Here is an 18,279-nt window from a genome sequence, read left to right on the forward strand (position 1 = left end):
CAAATCAAAGCTCGCGTTGGTCATGGGGATTAAAAAGAATGAAAAACCCTTATGCTCCTGGCTTTTGGTGCGCTATTGCGGCATTGGTTTTGCTGTCGGCCACCTACTTCTACGGCATCATGCTGGCCCACCAGATCGACAAGGCACTGGTGTTTCTCGACAGCGCCAGTGCGCTGATTGCAGCAATGGCAATCGTGGTGGTGGCCTGGGCTTCAGTCCAGGGTCTGCGCATCAAAAAAAGACAACTCGAACAAGGCAAGACCCTGGTGCTGATCTGGGACACCAAGGTGGCGTTGCGTCGTGTCGAAACGGTGTTTGACCAATATTTCTGGGGCAGCTACTGGCAGCCGGGGCGCACGTTTCAGGAAGTCATGGGCGAGCTCACCGGCACACCGCTGGAAAAAAGCCTCGAGACCCTGAAGAAACAATGCCTGGCCCTGGACAAGCAGGTAGCCGAGGAGGGCTGGCACTGGCTCAACAACGCCCGCGAACTCTCAGATGTCGCCACCAAGATGGCACGGGAACGCTATCAACTGGACGTCTGTGATCCACGCTCGGAGGTGGCGGGCGGGGCGGTGATCAATCGGGACTTTGAGGTGCTGGTGTATACGTGGACTGCGAGGCTCAAGAGCTTTGATCATCAGCTGGATGAGATGGAAGTCCAATATTCTTGAATTGATGCCGGCTGGACTGACGCCTTCGTCGGAACGCCGCCCGGAGCCGGCTCCGGGCGGCGTTCCGACGATGGCGATTTAGTGTCCGCCAAAGACTTCAACTCCCATGCGCCGTCCATAGACACTCTTTAACCTTTAATCATTGGGCCGCCCGCTGCGCCTGATGCTAATCTCCACCTCACTTTTAGCGGAGTCGAGCCGCAACCCGTCACGGGTTCAGGGAAGACGACGACACCTTCAAACAACGGACATTGACTGGGTCATTCATGAATAAATCAGCAGGCGTGCTTCTTGGAATCGTCGTAGCCATTGGTGCAATCAGCGCGGGCGGTGCCTGGTACACCGGGACCAAAATCGAAGGCGTGTTGAACACCGCCATCGCCGACGCCAACAAAGAGCTGAACGCCGCGCTGGTCGGTTCCAATGGTAAGGCGTCGCTGGAACTGGTGTCGCTTGAGCGTCATGTGTTCAGCAGCACCGCGCACTACCGCCTCAAAGGCGAAGGCGAGATGTTTGGTGAAACCCCGGTTGAATTGCTGTTTGCCGACCACATCGAACACGGCCCGCTGCCGTTCTCGCGCCTGGTATCTTTCAAGTGGTTGCCGGTCATGGCCACCAGTCACTACGAACTGGAACGCACCTCGCTCACCGAGAAGTGGTTTGCCTCTGCCAAAGACAAATCCCCGATCACCGGTGTGGTCAATATTGGTTACGACAACTCCACCAGCGGCACCCTCGAATTGCAACCGCTGGACGTCGTGCTGGATGAGAAGTCCACCCTGAAATTCTCTGGTTTGAACCTCGATGTCGCCGCCAGCGCCCAGGCCCAGAAGGTCAAGGCCAACGGCTACATGAACAGCCTGACGCTGAGCACCGTGGCTGAAGACCAAACCCCGTTGAAAGTTGAGCTCAATGGCCTGACCCTGGCCAGCAACCTGGTAAAAAGTACCTACGGCTACTACACCGGCGAGAACACCCTCGAGCTGACGGACAGCAAAACCACCTTTGGTGCCAAGCAATCGGTACTGGGCCTCAAGAAATTTGAAATGAAGAACCTGACCCAGGAATCGGGCACCAGCGCTTCTGGGCGTGCCGATTACAAGGTGGGTGAAGTGTCGATGAATGGCAAAGCTGTCGGCGCTGCGCAAATGGCCGTGAGCCTGAAAAACCTCGACATCCCGGCGACCATGTCGCTGATGCAGATCTACCAGACCAAACTGCAGCCTTATGAGAGAGCCGCCGCCGAGGCTGCTGTGGCCGGTGAGCCGACACCAGAACTGGTCTTGACCCCGGCCGAAGAGGCGCAAGTCAAAACCGGTCTCGAAAAACTGCTGGCGGCCGGTCCGCAGGTGGCTTTGGAAAACCTGTCGTTCAACACCGCCAATGGTGAAAGCCGCGCGAACCTGGTGCTCGACCTGACCAAACCGCAGACCATGGACCTGCCACCCGATCAACTGACCTTACAGTTGATTGCGCTGCTGGATATCAATGTGCAAGTGTCCAAGCCAATGCTCGTCGACTTGCTGACCGTGCAAAGCCAACTTGACGGTCAAACTGATGCCAAGATCATCGCCGATCAGGCCGCCGCGACTGCCGACATGTTCAGCAGCATGGCGGTCGGCTCGCAATTCGCCAAACTGGACGGAAACAGCATCGTCAGCAAATTGCACTACGCCAATAATCAGGTGGAATTCAATGGCCAGAAAATGACCGTTGAAGAGTTTGTCGGCTTCGTGATGAGCAAACTCGGTGGCGGTGCCGAAATCCAGGAATAAAACCCGGGATTCAAAATAACGCCCGGTCTCAGCTATAAAGCAGAAGCCGGGCGTTTTGCTGTCGAGTGTTAACCAATGTCCCGAATCAGTCGCCACGCCTCGTCCACTGACAACGGCTGTTTCATGCGTTCGGCGAGCAGCGCCATGGCCCGTTCTTGATCGCAGGCGACCGCTGCGGCTACCACGCCGTTTTTGCCGAACAGGCCTATAAAGGGCGGATGGTAAGGATCACCCTTGAACTCGACCTCGTCCCAGGCTTCGGCGTGGCCGAGGTAATCGTAGTTTTTGCCAAAGTGCCAGGTCCAGAAATACGGCACGTTGAGGTAATGCTCGTCAGCACCAAGCATATTCGCCGCGGCGATCCGCGCCTGTTGCTGGGCCAGGCGCCAATGCTCGATACGCTGAGGCTGGCCGTTGAGCGGGAAGGTCGCGATATCACCGACCGCCCACAACCCTTCGGTGACGCGCATTCCCCCATCGACCTTCAGCGACAGGTCTTTTTCCTTGGGCAGATCGGCAAACGCATCGGTTGCAGGGCTGACGCCAATGCCGGCCAGCACCAGATCCGCTGGCAAGCGTTGACCATTGTCCAGGTGCACTGCCTCGACGTTGTTCGCTCCTTCTATATAGGAGGCTTCGCCATCGGTGTGAAATGCCACGCCATTGGCCTCATGGAGGGCGCGAATCGCCTTGCCTACGGTTTCGCCGAATTGTGCGGCGAAGGGAATGGCATGACGGGCCAGGACTGTAACGTCCAACCCGTATTCACGCAGGGCTGAAGCGGACTCCATGGCAATAAAGCTGTCACCGATGATCACCGCTCGCTGACCAGGCTTTGCCGCCTGCAGAATTCGCAGCGCCTGCTCTTTGGAGCGCAACACGAACACTTGCGGCAAATCGGCGCCAGGCAGTGTGAGTGGATTGGGCTGGCCGCCGGTGGCAAGCAGCGCGGCGTCATAGTTTAGCGATCGACCATTGGTCAGCCGCAGGGTTTTGTTCGACGAATCCAGGCTGGCAACTTCGCCAGTGATGCGCTCAATACGCTGCTCGCGATAAAACTCGTCATCACGCAGGGGCGGGATTTCTTCCGGCGGCATCTCTCCTGCGATGACAAATTTGCTCAGTACGGTGCGGTCGTAGCCGGTGTCGGCTTCGCGGTCGATCAGCAAAACTTGGCCGCCGAAGCCTTTTTCTCGCAGCGCTGCCGCACACGCTGTACCGGCGGCCCCGGCCCCGACGATGACAAACGTCCGTTCATCGTCAGCCGGCGGGGTGTGAGCATCGGAATACGGTTGGTCGTCGACCCAGATGTCGCCATCGCGGACTTCCAGCGGATAGCGCTTGAGATTGTCCATAGCCGGCGGCTCGCATAATGCTCCGTCTTCGACCCGAAACGCAGCTTTGTGCCACGGACAAATCAAGCGTCCGTGGCACACTGCACCTTCCGCCAGCGGTGCCCCGGCATGCGGGCATTCGCCTTGATAGGCGCGTAGTTGATCGCCCACTCGCAGCAAAACAATGTTGGTGTCCGCGATCCGGGCTTCAAGGCCTCTGTTTTCGGGCACATCGGCGAAAGGGGCGACGCGGTGCAGTGCCATGATGGCTCTCCAGGCAGACGTTTCACTTAAGAGTTTGGCGCGTTACGCGAGGTTCAGCCAATTCCCCGTGCCACCTCACCAACGGTACCGTTATAGTTCGCAATCCGACGACGGCCCTACACGCACAAGGTGCTCCGCAATGACCCGATTGACCTCTCTTAACCCTTGGTTTGCGGCCGTTGCAGTCGCCCTGTGCGTGCAGTTTCCGGCACAGGCCCAGGAACGTTTCACCTTAAATATCCCGGGTGTCTCGGATGACCGGCTGTTTACCTCGGCCGCCGCCAGCGATGCTCCGGGTTGTGGCGGGCACAACGCGTCACCTGCGCTGAATTGGAACGCCGGGCCGGCGGGTACGTTGAGTTATGCCATCGTCATGCATGACCCTGACGGGCAGAATGGGCAGGGTGCCGATCATTGGGTGCATTACGGCATCAAAGCCGGCACTCACCAGATCCCGGCCGGTGTAGGAGCAAAATCAGCCCTTGAAGGTGTCGGTGGCACAAACGGCAAAGGCACCACCGGTTATGTGGGGCCTTGCCCGCCAGTCGGCGACAGTGCGCATCACTACATTATTCAGCTGTACGCGCTGGACATCGCGCCGGACGCCTTGCCTGCCGGTCTGACGCGCGCGCAACTGCTGGAAAAAATCAAAGGGCATGTACTGAAAAACAGCAGTGTGGTTCGCCGGTATCACCGCTGACATTCAGCCATTTGGCATCAACGCCCGAAAGCGCGCACTATCGGGCCATAGCCGATGCGTTGGAGGAAGCCGTGGCGAAAAAAATCGATCGCATCGCCCAAATGCTCAACTGCCCCGTGAAAGGGGAGGAGCTAAGGCGGGCAATTACTGAGAGTCGTAAGGATTTTCTCCTTAACCAGCCGGAAGCAGAGGAGGTTGATGAGGACGACTTCGAGGAAGATGAGGAGTGGGACGACGATCTTGACTGGACGACCGAGTAGGATCGCTGCTGGTTTACCCAATTAATACCGATGTGAAGAGTTGCGGTTTCAAGTGATGCAGCGCCTCGCTAAAGGGGGCTGAAAGGGCTCTGCAGTACAAGCATTTAGAAACGGTAAGAAAGTTCAAAAAGATGCTTGACGAAATATTGGATCGCTGTAGAATTCGCCTCCCGCTAACGAGAGATCGAAAGCGCAAGTGGTTGAAGTTACAAAGGAAACTTTGAAAACTTCTGAAAATAACCGCTTGACAGCAACAGAGGCTGCTGTAGAATGCGCGCCTCGGTTGAGACGAAAGATCTTAACCAACCGCTCTTTAACAACTGAATCAAGCAATTCGTGTGGGTGCTTGTGGAGTCAGACTGATAGTCAACAAGATTATCAGCATCACAAGTTACTCCGCGAGAAATCAAAGATGTAACCAACGATTGCTGAGCCAAGTTTAGGGTTTCTTAAAAACCCAAAGATGTTTGAACTGAAGAGTTTGATCATGGCTCAGATTGAACGCTGGCGGCAGGCCTAACACATGCAAGTCGAGCGGTAGAGAGGTGCTTGCACCTCTTGAGAGCGGCGGACGGGTGAGTAATGCCTAGGAATCTGCCTGGTAGTGGGGATAACGCTCGGAAACGGGCGCTAATACCGCATACGTCCTACGGGAGAAAGCAGGGGACCTTCGGGCCTTGCGCTATCAGATGAGCCTAGGTCGGATTAGCTAGTTGGTGAGGTAATGGCTCACCAAGGCGACGATCCGTAACTGGTCTGAGAGGATGATCAGTCACACTGGAACTGAGACACGGTCCAGACTCCTACGGGAGGCAGCAGTGGGGAATATTGGACAATGGGCGAAAGCCTGATCCAGCCATGCCGCGTGTGTGAAGAAGGTCTTCGGATTGTAAAGCACTTTAAGTTGGGAGGAAGGGCAGTAACCTAATACGTTGCGGTCTTGACGTTACCGACAGAATAAGCACCGGCTAACTCTGTGCCAGCAGCCGCGGTAATACAGAGGGTGCAAGCGTTAATCGGAATTACTGGGCGTAAAGCGCGCGTAGGTGGTTTGTTAAGTTGGATGTGAAATCCCCGGGCTCAACCTGGGAACTGCATTCAAAACTGACAAGCTAGAGTATGGTAGAGGGTGGTGGAATTTCCTGTGTAGCGGTGAAATGCGTAGATATAGGAAGGAACACCAGTGGCGAAGGCGACCACCTGGACTGATACTGACACTGAGGTGCGAAAGCGTGGGGAGCAAACAGGATTAGATACCCTGGTAGTCCACGCCGTAAACGATGTCAACTAGCCGTTGGGAGCCTTGAGCTCTTAGTGGCGCAGCTAACGCATTAAGTTGACCGCCTGGGGAGTACGGCCGCAAGGTTAAAACTCAAATGAATTGACGGGGGCCCGCACAAGCGGTGGAGCATGTGGTTTAATTCGAAGCAACGCGAAGAACCTTACCAGGCCTTGACATCCAATGAACTTTCCAGAGATGGATTGGTGCCTTCGGGAACATTGAGACAGGTGCTGCATGGCTGTCGTCAGCTCGTGTCGTGAGATGTTGGGTTAAGTCCCGTAACGAGCGCAACCCTTGTCCTTAGTTACCAGCACGTAATGGTGGGCACTCTAAGGAGACTGCCGGTGACAAACCGGAGGAAGGTGGGGATGACGTCAAGTCATCATGGCCCTTACGGCCTGGGCTACACACGTGCTACAATGGTCGGTACAGAGGGTTGCCAAGCCGCGAGGTGGAGCTAATCCCATAAAACCGATCGTAGTCCGGATCGCAGTCTGCAACTCGACTGCGTGAAGTCGGAATCGCTAGTAATCGCGAATCAGAATGTCGCGGTGAATACGTTCCCGGGCCTTGTACACACCGCCCGTCACACCATGGGAGTGGGTTGCACCAGAAGTAGCTAGTCTAACCTTCGGGAGGACGGTTACCACGGTGTGATTCATGACTGGGGTGAAGTCGTAACAAGGTAGCCGTAGGGGAACCTGCGGCTGGATCACCTCCTTAATCGACGACATCAGCTGCTCCATAAGTTCCCACACGAATTGCTTGATTCATTGAAGAAGACGAAAGAAGCAGCCTGTATCGGTTTGTAGCTGAGTTGGTTAGAGCGCACCCCATGCTTTGTGGTCAAGAGCAGGGTGAGGTCGGCCTTAGTAGCTCGAAATTGGGTCTGTAGCTCAGTTGGTTAGAGCGCACCCCTGATAAGGGTGAGGTCGGCAGTTCGAATCTGCCCAGACCCACCAATTTTGTGTGGGAAACGCCTGTAGAAATACGGGGCCATAGCTCAGCTGGAGAGCGCCTGCCTTGCACGCAGGAGGTCAACGGTTCGATCCCGTTTGGCTCCACCACTACTGCTTCTGTCGGTATAAAGCTTAGAAATGAGCATTCCATCGGATGATGGTGAATGTTGATTTCTAGTCTTTGACTAGTTCGTTCTTTAAAAATTTGGGTATGTGATAGAAAGATAGACTGAACGTTACTTTCACTGGTAACGGCTCAGGCTAAGGTAAAATTTGTGAGTTAAATTGCGAATTTTCGGCGAATGTCGTCTTCACAGTATAACCAGATTGCTTGGGGTTATATGGTCAAGTGAAGAAGCGCATACGGTGGATGCCTTGGCAGTCAGAGGCGATGAAAGACGTGGTAGCCTGCGAAAAGCTTCGGGGAGTCGGCAAACAGACTTTGATCCGGAGATGTCTGAATGGGGGAACCCAGCCATCATAAGATGGTTATCTTAAGCTGAATACATAGGCTTAAGAGGCGAACCAGGGGAACTGAAACATCTAAGTACCCTGAGGAAAAGAAATCAACCGAGATTCCCTTAGTAGTGGCGAGCGAACGGGGACCAGCCCTTAAGTGGCTTTGAGATTAGCGGAACGCTCTGGAAAGTGCGGCCATAGTGGGTGATAGCCCTGTACGCGAAAATCTCTTGGTCATGAAATCGAGTAGGACGGAGCACGAGAAACTTTGTCTGAATATGGGGGGACCATCCTCCAAGGCTAAATACTACTGACTGACCGATAGTGAACTAGTACCGTGAGGGAAAGGCGAAAAGAACCCCGGAGAGGGGAGTGAAATAGATCCTGAAACCGTATGCGTACAAGCAGTGGGAGCCCACTTTGTTGGGTGACTGCGTACCTTTTGTATAATGGGTCAGCGACTTATTTTCAGTGGCGAGCTTAACCGAATAGGGGAGGCGTAGCGAAAGCGAGTCTTAATAGGGCGTCTAGTCGCTGGGAATAGACCCGAAACCGGGCGATCTATCCATGGGCAGGTTGAAGGTTGGGTAACACTAACTGGAGGACCGAACCGACTACCGTTGAAAAGTTAGCGGATGACCTGTGGATCGGAGTGAAAGGCTAATCAAGCTCGGAGATAGCTGGTTCTCCTCGAAAGCTATTTAGGTAGCGCCTCATGTATCACTGTAGGGGTAGAGCACTGTTTCGGCTAGGGGGTCATCCCGACTTACCAAACCGATGCAAACTCCGAATACCTACAAGTGCCGAGCATGGGAGACACACGGCGGGTGCTAACGTCCGTCGTGAAAAGGGAAACAACCCAGACCGTCAGCTAAGGTCCCAAAGTTATGGTTAAGTGGGAAACGATGTGGGAAGGCTTAGACAGCTAGGAGGTTGGCTTAGAAGCAGCCACCCTTTAAAGAAAGCGTAATAGCTCACTAGTCGAGTCGGCCTGCGCGGAAGATGTAACGGGGCTCAAACCATACACCGAAGCTACGGGTATCACTTAGGTGATGCGGTAGAGGAGCGTTCTGTAAGCCTGTGAAGGTGAGTTGAGAAGCTTGCTGGAGGTATCAGAAGTGCGAATGCTGACATGAGTAACGACAATGGGTGTGAAAAACACCCACGCCGAAAGACCAAGGTTTCCTGCGCAACGTTAATCGACGCAGGGTTAGTCGGTCCCTAAGGCGAGGCTGAAAAGCGTAGTCGATGGAAAACAGGTTAATATTCCTGTACTTCTGGTTATTGCGATGGAGGGACGGAGAAGGCTAGGCCAGCTTGGCGTTGGTTGTCCAAGTTTAAGGTGGTAGGCTGGAATCTTAGGTAAATCCGGGATTCTAAGGCCGAGAGCTGATGACGAGTTACCCTTTGGGTGACGAAGTGGTTGATGCCATGCTTCCAAGAAAAGCTTCTAAGCTTCAGGTAACCAGGAACCGTACCCCAAACCGACACAGGTGGTTGGGTAGAGAATACCAAGGCGCTTGAGAGAACTCGGGTGAAGGAACTAGGCAAAATGGCACCGTAACTTCGGGAGAAGGTGCGCCGGTGAGGGTGAAGCATTTACTGCGTAAGCCCATGCCGGTCGAAGATACCAGGCCGCTGCGACTGTTTATTAAAAACACAGCACTCTGCAAACACGAAAGTGGACGTATAGGGTGTGACGCCTGCCCGGTGCCGGAAGGTTAATTGATGGGGTTAGCTAACGCGAAGCTCTTGATCGAAGCCCCGGTAAACGGCGGCCGTAACTATAACGGTCCTAAGGTAGCGAAATTCCTTGTCGGGTAAGTTCCGACCTGCACGAATGGCGTAACGATGGCGGCGCTGTCTCCACCCGAGACTCAGTGAAATTGAAATCGCTGTGAAGATGCAGTGTATCCGCGGCTAGACGGAAAGACCCCGTGAACCTTTACTATAGCTTTGCACTGGACTTTGAATTTGCTTGTGTAGGATAGGTGGGAGGCTTTGAAGCGTGGACGCCAGTTCGCGTGGAGCCAACCTTGAAATACCACCCTGGCAACTTTGAGGTTCTAACTCAGGTCCGTTATCCGGATCGAGGACAGTGTATGGTGGGTAGTTTGACTGGGGCGGTCTCCTCCTAAAGAGTAACGGAGGAGTACGAAGGTGCGCTCAGACCGGTCGGAAATCGGTCGTAGAGTATAAAGGCAAAAGCGCGCTTGACTGCGAGACAGACACGTCGAGCAGGTACGAAAGTAGGTCTTAGTGATCCGGTGGTTCTGTATGGAAGGGCCATCGCTCAACGGATAAAAGGTACTCCGGGGATAACAGGCTGATACCGCCCAAGAGTTCATATCGACGGCGGTGTTTGGCACCTCGATGTCGGCTCATCACATCCTGGGGCTGAAGCCGGTCCCAAGGGTATGGCTGTTCGCCATTTAAAGTGGTACGCGAGCTGGGTTTAGAACGTCGTGAGACAGTTCGGTCCCTATCTGCCGTGGACGTTTGAGATTTGAGAGGGGCTGCTCCTAGTACGAGAGGACCGGAGTGGACGAACCTCTGGTGTTCCGGTTGTCACGCCAGTGGCATTGCCGGGTAGCTATGTTCGGAATAGATAACCGCTGAAAGCATCTAAGCGGGAAACTAGCCTCAAGATGAGATCTCACTGGGACCTTGAGTCCCCTGAAGGGCCGTCGAAGACTACGACGTTGATAGGTTGGGTGTGTAAGCGCTGTGAGGCGTTGAGCTAACCAATACTAATTGCCCGTGAGGCTTGACCATATAACACCCAAGCAATTTGCGAACTCGAAAGAGGCCAGATTGCGGTGTGTGAAGACGAAAGAACCGAAAGTTCGAAACGAAACACACAAATCTATTACATACCCATTCGCTGGAGCGTGAACCGAAAGGTAAACGACCTGGCTACCGAATTTCTTGACGACCATAGAGCATTGGAACCACCTGATCCCATCCCGAACTCAGCAGTGAAACGATGCATCGCCGATGGTAGTGTGGGGTTTCCCCATGTGAGAGTAGGTCATCGTCAAGATTAAATTCCGAAACCCCTATCTGCGTATGCAGGTAGGGGTTTTGTTTTGTCCGCAGGAAAGTTCGTATCGTAGTGGTCTGACTCAGTTGGGAGGGCCTCCTGCTTGAGGAGCGCGGTCTTATAGAGCGTCGGAATTGATCAGCAAAAAACTACCTGAGTCAGCGAGCACACCATCATCAAGGTCCCAGCCATGGCTTACAAGCCGCGTAGCAGGCCCTAGAGGCTCGAATCAGGGCTCGTGATACGGAGAATGGCGCCAGCTTTCGCCAACGCCCCTGACGTAGTCGTATGCCTTCAAGCATGGTTCGCCCTCGTGCGATGCTTGGCCCCAGCCGAGGAAAGGCATTGCCCGGAATTTGTTCACCATTACCCACAAAAAAGCCCCAGACCCTAAGGTCTGAGGCTTTTTCGTTTGCAACGTATGGTGCACCAGGCGGGATTCGAACCCACGACCCCTGCCTTCGGAGGGCAGTACTCTATCCAGCTGAGCTACTGGTGCAAGCGGGCGCCATGATACTCATATGTGCAGCAGTCGTCCATGCTGCTGAATCGGCTGACTTTTTTGAAAGCGTAACGTGCGATTGCTACGTTGATCAGAAAAATTAGGCAAATGCGGCGTTTTCGTTCTTTTTTTCGAACAGCCTATTGTCCTTTACCCCCTTTGATCCTAGGATTCGTTTGAGATTTCAAACGCTCTTGTCTGGGTGCTGAACCGCACGATATCAATCAGTGCGCTATTTATGTGCTTCAGCCCGGTGAATGATTTCCCTGACGGCAGCCTATAGGGCGCCTTTCTACAATCATAATTTGCTCCGCGCCTGCCGCGGTGCTGTTAAGGAAAGCCGACATGCAGCTTAAAGACACCCAGTTGTTCCGCCAGCAAGCCTTTATCGATGGCGCGTGGGTCGACGCTGACAATGGTCAGACGATCAAAGTGAACAATCCGGCTACGGGCGAAATTCTGGGCACTGTGCCGAAAATGGGCGCTGCCGAAACCCGTCGTGCGATCGAAGCCGCTGACAAAGCGCTGCCGGCCTGGCGTGCACTGACCGCCAAGGACCGTGCGAACAAGCTGCGTCGCTGGTTCGAGTTGATTATCGAAAACCAGGACGACCTGGCTCGCCTGATGACCCTCGAGCAGGGCAAGCCATTGGCCGAAGCCAAGGGTGAAATCGTTTACGCCGCATCCTTCATCGAATGGTTCGCCGAAGAAGCCAAGCGCATCTACGGCGACGTGATTCCAGGCCACCAGCCAGACAAGCGCCTGATCGTGATCAAGCAGCCAATCGGCGTTACTGCTGCCATCACCCCGTGGAACTTCCCGGCCGCGATGATCACCCGTAAAGCCGGCCCGGCGCTGGCTGCCGGTTGCACCATGGTACTCAAGCCCGCTTCGCAAACTCCGTTCTCGGCATTCGCGCTGGCTGAACTGGCTCAACGTGCTGGCATCCCGAAAGGTGTGTTCAGCGTTGTTTCCGGAAGCGCCGGCGACATCGGCAGCGAACTGACCAGCAACCCGATCGTACGTAAGCTGTCCTTCACTGGTTCGACCGAAATCGGTCGTCAGCTGATGGCTGAATGTGCCAAGGACATCAAGAAAGTGTCCCTGGAACTGGGCGGCAACGCACCGTTTATCGTGTTCGACGACGCAGACCTGGATAAGGCCGTCGAAGGCGCGATCATTTCCAAATACCGCAACAACGGTCAGACCTGCGTCTGCGCCAACCGTCTGTACATTCAGGATTCGGTCTACGACGCGTTTGCCGAGAAGCTGAAAGTGGCTGTGGCCAAGCTCAAGATCGGCAACGGTCTGGAAGAAGGCACCACCACTGGCCCGCTGATCGACGAAAAAGCCGTGGCCAAGGTTCAAGAGCACATTGCTGACGCGATCAGCAAAGGCGCAACCGTTCTGGCGGGTGGCAAGGTCATGGAAGGCAACTTCTTCGAGCCGACCATTCTGACCAACGTGCCGAAGAACGCTGCCGTGGCCAAGGAAGAAACCTTCGGTCCATTGGCGCCGCTGTTCCGCTTCAAAGACGAAGCCGAAGTGATCGCGATGTCCAACGACACCGAGTTCGGTCTGGCCTCGTACTTCTATGCTCGCGACCTGGGTCGTGTGTTCCGTGTGGCTGAAGCGCTGGAATACGGCATGGTCGGCGTCAACACCGGGTTGATCTCCAACGAAGTCGCGCCGTTCGGCGGCATCAAGGCCTCGGGCCTGGGCCGTGAAGGCTCCAAGTACGGCATCGAAGATTACCTGGAAATCAAATACCTCTGCCTGGGCATCTAAGCTCGCAAGACAAGAGCCGGGCAAGGCATTGCTTCAAACGCAAAGGGCACGAGAGCGCTGTCCCCTTGCGAAGCTTCAAACGGAATTTTCTCTGTGGTTGGGAAAGCTGTGGCAGTCGATCATCGCATGCTGCCGTAGTTGCCTCCCCGCCGCATTTTCCTTGAACCACGCCGCCCGATGAGCGGTGAATGAGGACTTTATGAGCAAGACTAACGCATCCCTGATGAAACGCCGCGAAGCCGCTGTACCACGCGGTGTTGGCCAGATTCACCCGATCTTCGCCGAGTCCGCGAAGAACGCCACCGTGACCGACGTTGAAGGTCGCGAGTTCATCGACTTCGCCGGCGGTATCGCTGTGCTGAACACCGGTCACGTGCACCCGAAAATCATCGCCGCGGTGACCGAGCAACTGAACAAGCTGACTCACACCTGCTTCCAGGTACTGGCTTACGAACCGTACGTAGAAGTGTGCGAAAAAATCAACGCCAAGGTGCCAGGTGATTTCGAGAAGAAAACCCTGCTGGTGACCACTGGTTCCGAAGCTGTGGAAAACTCGATCAAGATCGCCCGTGCCGCCACTGGCCGCGCCGGCGTAATCGCGTTCACTGGCGCTTACCACGGTCGCACCATGATGACCCTGGGCCTGACCGGTAAAGTCGTGCCTTACTCGGCCGGCATGGGCCTGATGCCAGGCGGTGTGTTCCGCGCGTTGTACCCGAACGAGCTGCACGGTGTGAGCGTCGATGACTCGATCGCCAGCATCGAACGCATCTTCAAGAACGACGCCGAGCCGCGTGATATCGCTGCCATCATCATCGAGCCGGTTCAGGGCGAAGGTGGTTTCTACGTCGCGCCTAAAGAATTCATGAAGCGCCTGCGTGCACTGTGCGACCAGCACGGCATCCTGTTGATCGCTGACGAAGTACAAACCGGCGCTGGCCGTACTGGCACTTTCTTTGCCATGGAACAGATGGGCGTTGCTGCCGACCTGACCACGTTCGCCAAATCCATCGCTGGCGGCTTCCCGCTGGCCGGTGTGTGCGGCAAGGCTGAATACATGGACGCCATCGCTCCAGGCGGCCTGGGCGGCACTTACGCTGGTAGCCCGATTGCTTGCGCCGCGGCCCTGGCCGTGATGGAAGTGTTCGAAGAAGAGCATCTGCTGGACCGCTGCAAGGCCGTCGGTGAGCGTCTGGTCACAGGCCTCAAGGCTATCCAGGCCAAGTACCCAGTGATTGGCGAAGTCCGTGCCTTGGGCGCGATGATCGCTGTCGAGCTGTTCGAAAACGGCGACAGCCACAAGCCAAACGCTGCTGCGGTAGCGTCGGTTGTGGCCAAGGCTCGCGACAAGGGCCTGATCCTGCTGTCCTGTGGCACCTACGGCAACGTTCTGCGCGTCCTGGTACCGCTGACTTCGCCGGACGAGCAACTGGACAAAGGCTTGGCGATCATCGAAGAGTGCTTCTCCGAGCTCTGATTGATTTGTGAGCTGATCGACAAAAAACCCGCTTCGGCGGGTTTTTTTACGCCTCATGAAACACATTGAGGCCAATTGTTCTGTCTCGATTCGCCAGTGTTGGTTAAGGTTCAAGCATTGCGAGGGAGCGTGTTGCATGACTGTCGTTGATTTACCCGTTGCACCGAGAGTGTTGATTGCCGAGGCCGACCCGTGGTCTCGAGACTTGCTCAAGCAAGTGTTATTGAATGTGCGTTGCGACGCGCGACTGGACCTGTGCACCGATGGCCAGCAGGCAATGGATAAGCTGGCTGAAACTCCTTACGACCTGGTGATCGTTGACTGGGAGTTGCCTTGCGTCGATGGCCTGAATGTTTTGCGCAATGTGCGCCAACGCAAACGCAATCCGCCGTTACCCTTCATTCTGATGAGCAGTCGTAATGACAGTGCCAGCGTGCGCGAGGCTTTGCCTATGGCGCCCACGGCGTACCTGACCAAACCCCTGAACATGGAAAACCTGACCCGGCGTCTGCAGGGCTTGTTGCTGAACGCGGGGGAAGAGGTGTCCTGTGAGGTGCCAACGTTGGCGCCGGGCATGACGTTGTCGGTGTATCTGGAGCGTCGTCGAGAACTGACGGACGGCGCGCCGTTGATGACTGACGTGCAGGTAGCGGTCCAACGCAGCCTCAATCCCAACGGTCTCGATCTGAAGCGACTGGAAGACGAAGTTCGCACCGATCCGCAGATTACCGCTGTGCTGATCGCCGCCGCGAATAGCGCGGGGCATCACATTGGCGACCCCGTGCAAACCCTGTCGCAGGCCTTGCATCGTTTGGGCTCCGGGCAAAGCATGAACCTGATTCTGGGATTGGCGCTCAAGCGCAGTGCCCGGCTCGACGATCCGCTACTGGCGGACTATGCCGAGCGTTATTGGGAGCTGTCGCTGCACACCGCCGAGTACGCCCGCACGCTGGCGCGCTTGCTGGATCTTGAACAAGAGCGCTGTTACTGCGCGGGCATGCTGCATCGTCTTGGCGACCTGGCATTGCTGCGGTGTTTGCAAGAGTGGAAGCAAGCCGGAGGTGAGCTGGATGAGTGGGAAGAGGTGGGTGATGCGCTCGCAGCGTTCGGTGCAGGCTACGGTTCGGCGTTGCGCACTCGTTGGCGTCTGCCGCTGGAGCTGCGAGAGCTGATTGCAGCGGTCTATCAGCTCGGTGGCGGGGTTTACTCCCGCGAAGCGTTGGTGATGAACATGGCGGCTCAATTGGCGCGTCTGACCGCGCACGAGGGCGTTGAAGTGTTGGCGAAAAGCCGGGCGGCACGGTTGCTCAAGATCGGCTTGCCGGAACTCATGCGATTGCGAAAAAAGTTGGCATAACACCAATCCCCCTGTAGGAGCGGGCTTGCTCCCACAGTGGGCCATTAAGCGGAGATGATGCGGTTCTTACCCTGCCGCTTGGCTTTATACATCGCCGCATCCGCGCGTGCGAACAGGCTGTCGAGGCTTTCGTCTTCGTCAGTGAGGCTGGTTAAACCCTGGCTGACGGTGATACCGAAGGTCTGCTCATCATGGCTGAAGCTCAATTGCTGAATCTGCCGTTGCAGGCGCTCGGCCACTTGCATGGCCATCTCGGGCGCGCAGCCGGGAAATACCGCCGCGAACTCTTCACCGCCGATCCGGCCGAACACATCCCCACGACGTAATGCGCTGCGACCGCTCTCTGCGATCTGTTGCAGCACCGTGTCACCTTGCGGGTGGCCGTACGTGTCGTTAATCACTTTGAAATCATCGATGTCCAGCAACAGGAACGCCAGTGGCGCACCTTGCTTGCGCGCCTGGGCAAACTCGCGTTGTGCGCATTCGAAGAAGTGCCGGCGATTGCTGCTTTGAGTCAGCACGTCGGTGGTGGCCAAGCGTTGCAGCTCGGCTTCCGTGCGCTTCTTTTCGGTGATGTCTTCGGCAATTCCGACAATGATCACCGGTTGACCGGGCTCGGCCTGACGGTTGATGAAGCATTTGTCGCTGAGCCAACGCACCTGCCCATCGGCATTGATGATGCGGTATTCACGGTCTTCAACCGCGCCTTTGACCAGTACTTCGGCCAGGCTGCGTTCGGCATAGTCCAGGTCGTCGGGGTAAATGCTGTCGCGCCATTCGTTGTAGTCGGACAGCAAACTGCCGGTGGAACGGCCGAAAATCCGCTCATAGGCCGGGCTGACGTAGAGCACCTGACGGGTTTCCCAATTGAATGCCCAAAGCACCGCGTTGACGCTCACCAGCAACGAGCTGAACAGCTGTTCACGCTCACTCAGGCGCGCCACTTCGCTTTGAGCATGCATCAGCGCCATCAAGGTTTGAGCGGTGTCAGGTAACTGAGGAAGGGATGAGTCATGCAGGTGTTTGGAGACCATCGGGACAAATCTCAAAGGGCGTGTGCCGCTCGAGGTTCGAAAGCGGCTAAAACGAAGCCCGCCGGGCTGGCGAAGTGTCTTTGAGATAGGGGATTCGGAGCTAAGTTCCGAAGGGTGCGCCCGCTAGCGGGGCGCACCGATCAACGGCATCAGACAGCGGAAGGGCGCAGGGAGTAGGTTTTCAACTGGTCGGCGAAGTCGCGCAGGGATTGAATCCCGCTGGCTTCAGCTTCGTGTACCCAGTCCTTGATGGCGGCGAGCATGTCGTGACCATTTGAGCTGGTCTTGACCCAGATCTGCTGCAAGGCCAGGCGTTTCTCGTAAATTACCTTCAGCGCCTGACTGTGCTCGAGCATAGCCTGGATGCGAACGTGGTGTTTTTCGTCCAGCAGGCTGGTTTCCCGCGAGAGCAGGCGCTTGGCGCGGTGGAATTGATGGCGGACCGAGTGATCGACCTTTTCCAACTCTTGCTTGACCAGCGGCGCGATCACCAATTTGCGGTACTGCGCCATGATCTGAAAGCGGTTGTTGAGGATCGCCATGGCGGTGTCCATGTCCAGGTTGCCTTTGCCTTCAACCCGGTGGGCAATCGGTGCAACGCGCTGGACCTTCGCCAGACGGAAGAAACTGAAGACCTGGATCCAGGCCCAACCGAGGTCGAACTCCCACTTCTTCACCGACAATTTTGCCGAGTTAGGGTAGGTGTGATGGTTGTTATGCAGTTCTTCACCGCCGATCAGGATGCCCCAGGGCACCAGATTGGTTGCGGCATCGCGACATTCGAAGTTGCGGTAGCCGACAGCATGGCCAAGGCCATTGACCACGCCAGCGGCCCACACCGGGATCCACATCATCTGGATAGCCCAGATGGTGATGCCGATGGTGCCGAACAGCAGCAAGTCGATGATGCCCATGATCGCGATACCCAACAGCGGGAATCGGCTGTAGAGGTTACGTTCGATCCAGTCTTCGGGGCAGTTCTTGCCGTAGATCCGCAGGGTTTCCGGGTTTTCCGCTTCCGCGCGGTACAGCTCGGCGCCTTTGCGCAGAACGGTGGAAAGCCCCTTGATGACCGGGCTGTGCGGGTCATCGACGGTTTCGCACTTGGCGTGATGCTTGCGGTGGATAGCGGTCCACTCGCGGGTGTTCTGTGCCGTGGTCAGCCACAGCCAGAAGCGGAAGAAATGTTTCAGGCCGGCATTGAGCTCAAGCGAGCGGTGGGCTGAGTAACGATGCAAATAGACCGTGACGCCAATGATCGTGACATGGGTCATCAGTAGGGTGACTGCTACCAGTGACCAGGGCGACAAGCCGAGTAAACCTTCGTACCACATAGGCTGTAGGGCCCTCGATAAAGAAAAAAATAGCCGT

The 18,279-nt window shown here is 55.9% G+C and carries 10 protein-coding genes, 3 tRNA genes and 3 rRNA genes; 12 read left to right on the top strand and 4 right to left on the bottom strand.

Features of this window, described 5'->3' with window-relative positions; all coding sequences use genetic code 11:
- The first annotated feature begins 38 nt into the window (after positions 1 to 38).
- Both ACWGZX_RS15240 and ACWGZX_RS15245 read left to right on the top strand, forming a co-directional pair.
- Positions 39 to 674, top strand: a complete 636-nt coding sequence (locus tag ACWGZX_RS15240; RefSeq protein ID WP_452628892.1) for an NADH:ubiquinone oxidoreductase subunit N — start codon at positions 39 to 41, stop codon at positions 672 to 674.
- A gap of 266 nt (positions 675 to 940) precedes the next feature.
- Positions 941 to 2,449, top strand: coding sequence for a YdgA family protein (locus tag ACWGZX_RS15245; protein ID WP_452628893.1), 1,509 nt, complete (start codon positions 941 to 943; stop codon positions 2,447 to 2,449).
- Between the two features lie 68 nt (positions 2,450 to 2,517).
- Here ACWGZX_RS15245 and ACWGZX_RS15250 read toward each other — a convergent pair whose 3' ends face one another.
- Positions 2,518 to 4,047, bottom strand: coding sequence for an FAD-dependent oxidoreductase (locus ACWGZX_RS15250; RefSeq protein WP_452628894.1), 1,530 nt, complete (start codon positions 4,045 to 4,047; stop codon positions 2,518 to 2,520).
- Positions 4,048 to 4,186: 139 nt separating this feature from the next.
- On the opposite strand from ACWGZX_RS15250, the gene ACWGZX_RS15255 reads away from it, so the two are divergent.
- The 7 genes from ACWGZX_RS15255 (at position 4,187) to rrf (ending at position 10,750) form a co-directional block, all read left to right on the top strand.
- The gene (locus ACWGZX_RS15255; protein ID WP_452628895.1) at positions 4,187 to 4,747 is read left to right on the top strand and encodes a YbhB/YbcL family Raf kinase inhibitor-like protein; all 561 of its coding nucleotides are present in this window, start codon (positions 4,187 to 4,189) and stop codon (positions 4,745 to 4,747) included.
- Between the two features lie 11 nt (positions 4,748 to 4,758).
- Positions 4,759 to 5,007, top strand: a complete 249-nt coding sequence (locus ACWGZX_RS15260) for a hypothetical protein (protein WP_452628896.1) — start codon at positions 4,759 to 4,761, stop codon at positions 5,005 to 5,007.
- 469 nt (positions 5,008 to 5,476) lie between these two features.
- Positions 5,477 to 7,012 (top strand): 16S ribosomal RNA (locus ACWGZX_RS15265).
- A gap of 162 nt (positions 7,013 to 7,174) precedes the next feature.
- Positions 7,175 to 7,251 (top strand) — tRNA-Ile (locus ACWGZX_RS15270).
- Positions 7,252 to 7,281: 30 nt separating this feature from the next.
- A tRNA-Ala gene (locus ACWGZX_RS15275) sits at positions 7,282 to 7,356 on the top strand.
- Positions 7,357 to 7,591: 235 nt separating this feature from the next.
- A 23S ribosomal RNA gene (locus ACWGZX_RS15280) occupies positions 7,592 to 10,482 on the top strand.
- Between the two features lie 152 nt (positions 10,483 to 10,634).
- Positions 10,635 to 10,750: ribosomal RNA gene (gene rrf / locus ACWGZX_RS15285) — 5S ribosomal RNA — on the top strand.
- Together the 16S, 23S and 5S rRNA genes with 2 tRNA genes alongside form the textbook arrangement of a ribosomal RNA operon.
- Before the next feature lie 422 nt (positions 10,751 to 11,172).
- Here the strand turns inward: rrf and ACWGZX_RS15290 are convergent.
- Positions 11,173 to 11,249, bottom strand: a tRNA-Arg gene (locus ACWGZX_RS15290).
- A gap of 348 nt (positions 11,250 to 11,597) precedes the next feature.
- Between ACWGZX_RS15290 and gabD the strand changes: the two genes are divergently transcribed.
- The 3 genes from gabD to ACWGZX_RS15305 all read left to right on the top strand — a co-directional run bounded on the left by gabD (position 11,598) and on the right by ACWGZX_RS15305 (position 15,874).
- Positions 11,598 to 13,040 (top strand): NADP-dependent succinate-semialdehyde dehydrogenase, encoded by a 1,443-nt coding sequence (gene gabD, locus ACWGZX_RS15295; protein WP_452628897.1) that lies wholly within the window; start codon positions 11,598 to 11,600, stop codon positions 13,038 to 13,040.
- A 199-nt stretch (positions 13,041 to 13,239) separates the two neighbouring features.
- Positions 13,240 to 14,517, top strand: coding sequence for a 4-aminobutyrate--2-oxoglutarate transaminase (gabT, locus tag ACWGZX_RS15300; protein ID WP_223514494.1), 1,278 nt, complete (start codon positions 13,240 to 13,242; stop codon positions 14,515 to 14,517).
- A 136-nt stretch (positions 14,518 to 14,653) separates the two neighbouring features.
- Entirely contained in the window at positions 14,654 to 15,874 is a 1,221-nt protein-coding gene (locus tag ACWGZX_RS15305; protein WP_452628898.1) for an HDOD domain-containing protein, read from the top strand.
- Between the two features lie 44 nt (positions 15,875 to 15,918).
- Here the strand turns inward: ACWGZX_RS15305 and ACWGZX_RS15310 are convergent, their stop codons facing one another.
- Together ACWGZX_RS15310 and desA are read right to left on the bottom strand one after the other, a co-directional pair.
- Entirely contained in the window at positions 15,919 to 16,908 is a 990-nt protein-coding gene (locus ACWGZX_RS15310; protein WP_452628899.1) for a GGDEF domain-containing protein, read from the bottom strand.
- Positions 16,909 to 17,057: 149 nt separating this feature from the next.
- Entirely contained in the window at positions 17,058 to 18,242 is a 1,185-nt protein-coding gene (gene desA / locus ACWGZX_RS15315; RefSeq protein WP_452628900.1) for a delta-9 fatty acid desaturase DesA, read from the bottom strand.
- Positions 18,243 to 18,279: the final 37 nt, after the last annotated feature.

The organism is Pseudomonas sp. CLCA07 (genome assembly GCF_053615335.1).

Coding starts and splice junctions, on each gene's coding strand:
- desA (WP_452628900.1), bottom strand. CDS start 18,242: ATGTGGTACGAAGGTTTACTCGGCTTGTCGCCCTGGTCACTGGTAGCA.
- gabT (WP_223514494.1), top strand. CDS start 13,240: ATGAGCAAGACTAACGCATCCCTGATGAAACGCCGCGAAGCCGCTGTA.
- ACWGZX_RS15250 (WP_452628894.1), bottom strand. CDS start 4,047: ATGGCACTGCACCGCGTCGCCCCTTTCGCCGATGTGCCCGAAAACAGA.
- ACWGZX_RS15245 (WP_452628893.1), top strand. CDS start 941: ATGAATAAATCAGCAGGCGTGCTTCTTGGAATCGTCGTAGCCATTGGT.
- gabD (WP_452628897.1), top strand. CDS start 11,598: ATGCAGCTTAAAGACACCCAGTTGTTCCGCCAGCAAGCCTTTATCGAT.
- ACWGZX_RS15305 (WP_452628898.1), top strand. CDS start 14,654: ATGACTGTCGTTGATTTACCCGTTGCACCGAGAGTGTTGATTGCCGAG.
- ACWGZX_RS15255 (WP_452628895.1), top strand. CDS start 4,187: ATGACCCGATTGACCTCTCTTAACCCTTGGTTTGCGGCCGTTGCAGTC.
- ACWGZX_RS15240 (WP_452628892.1), top strand. CDS start 39: ATGAAAAACCCTTATGCTCCTGGCTTTTGGTGCGCTATTGCGGCATTG.
- ACWGZX_RS15310 (WP_452628899.1), bottom strand. CDS start 16,908: ATGGTCTCCAAACACCTGCATGACTCATCCCTTCCTCAGTTACCTGAC.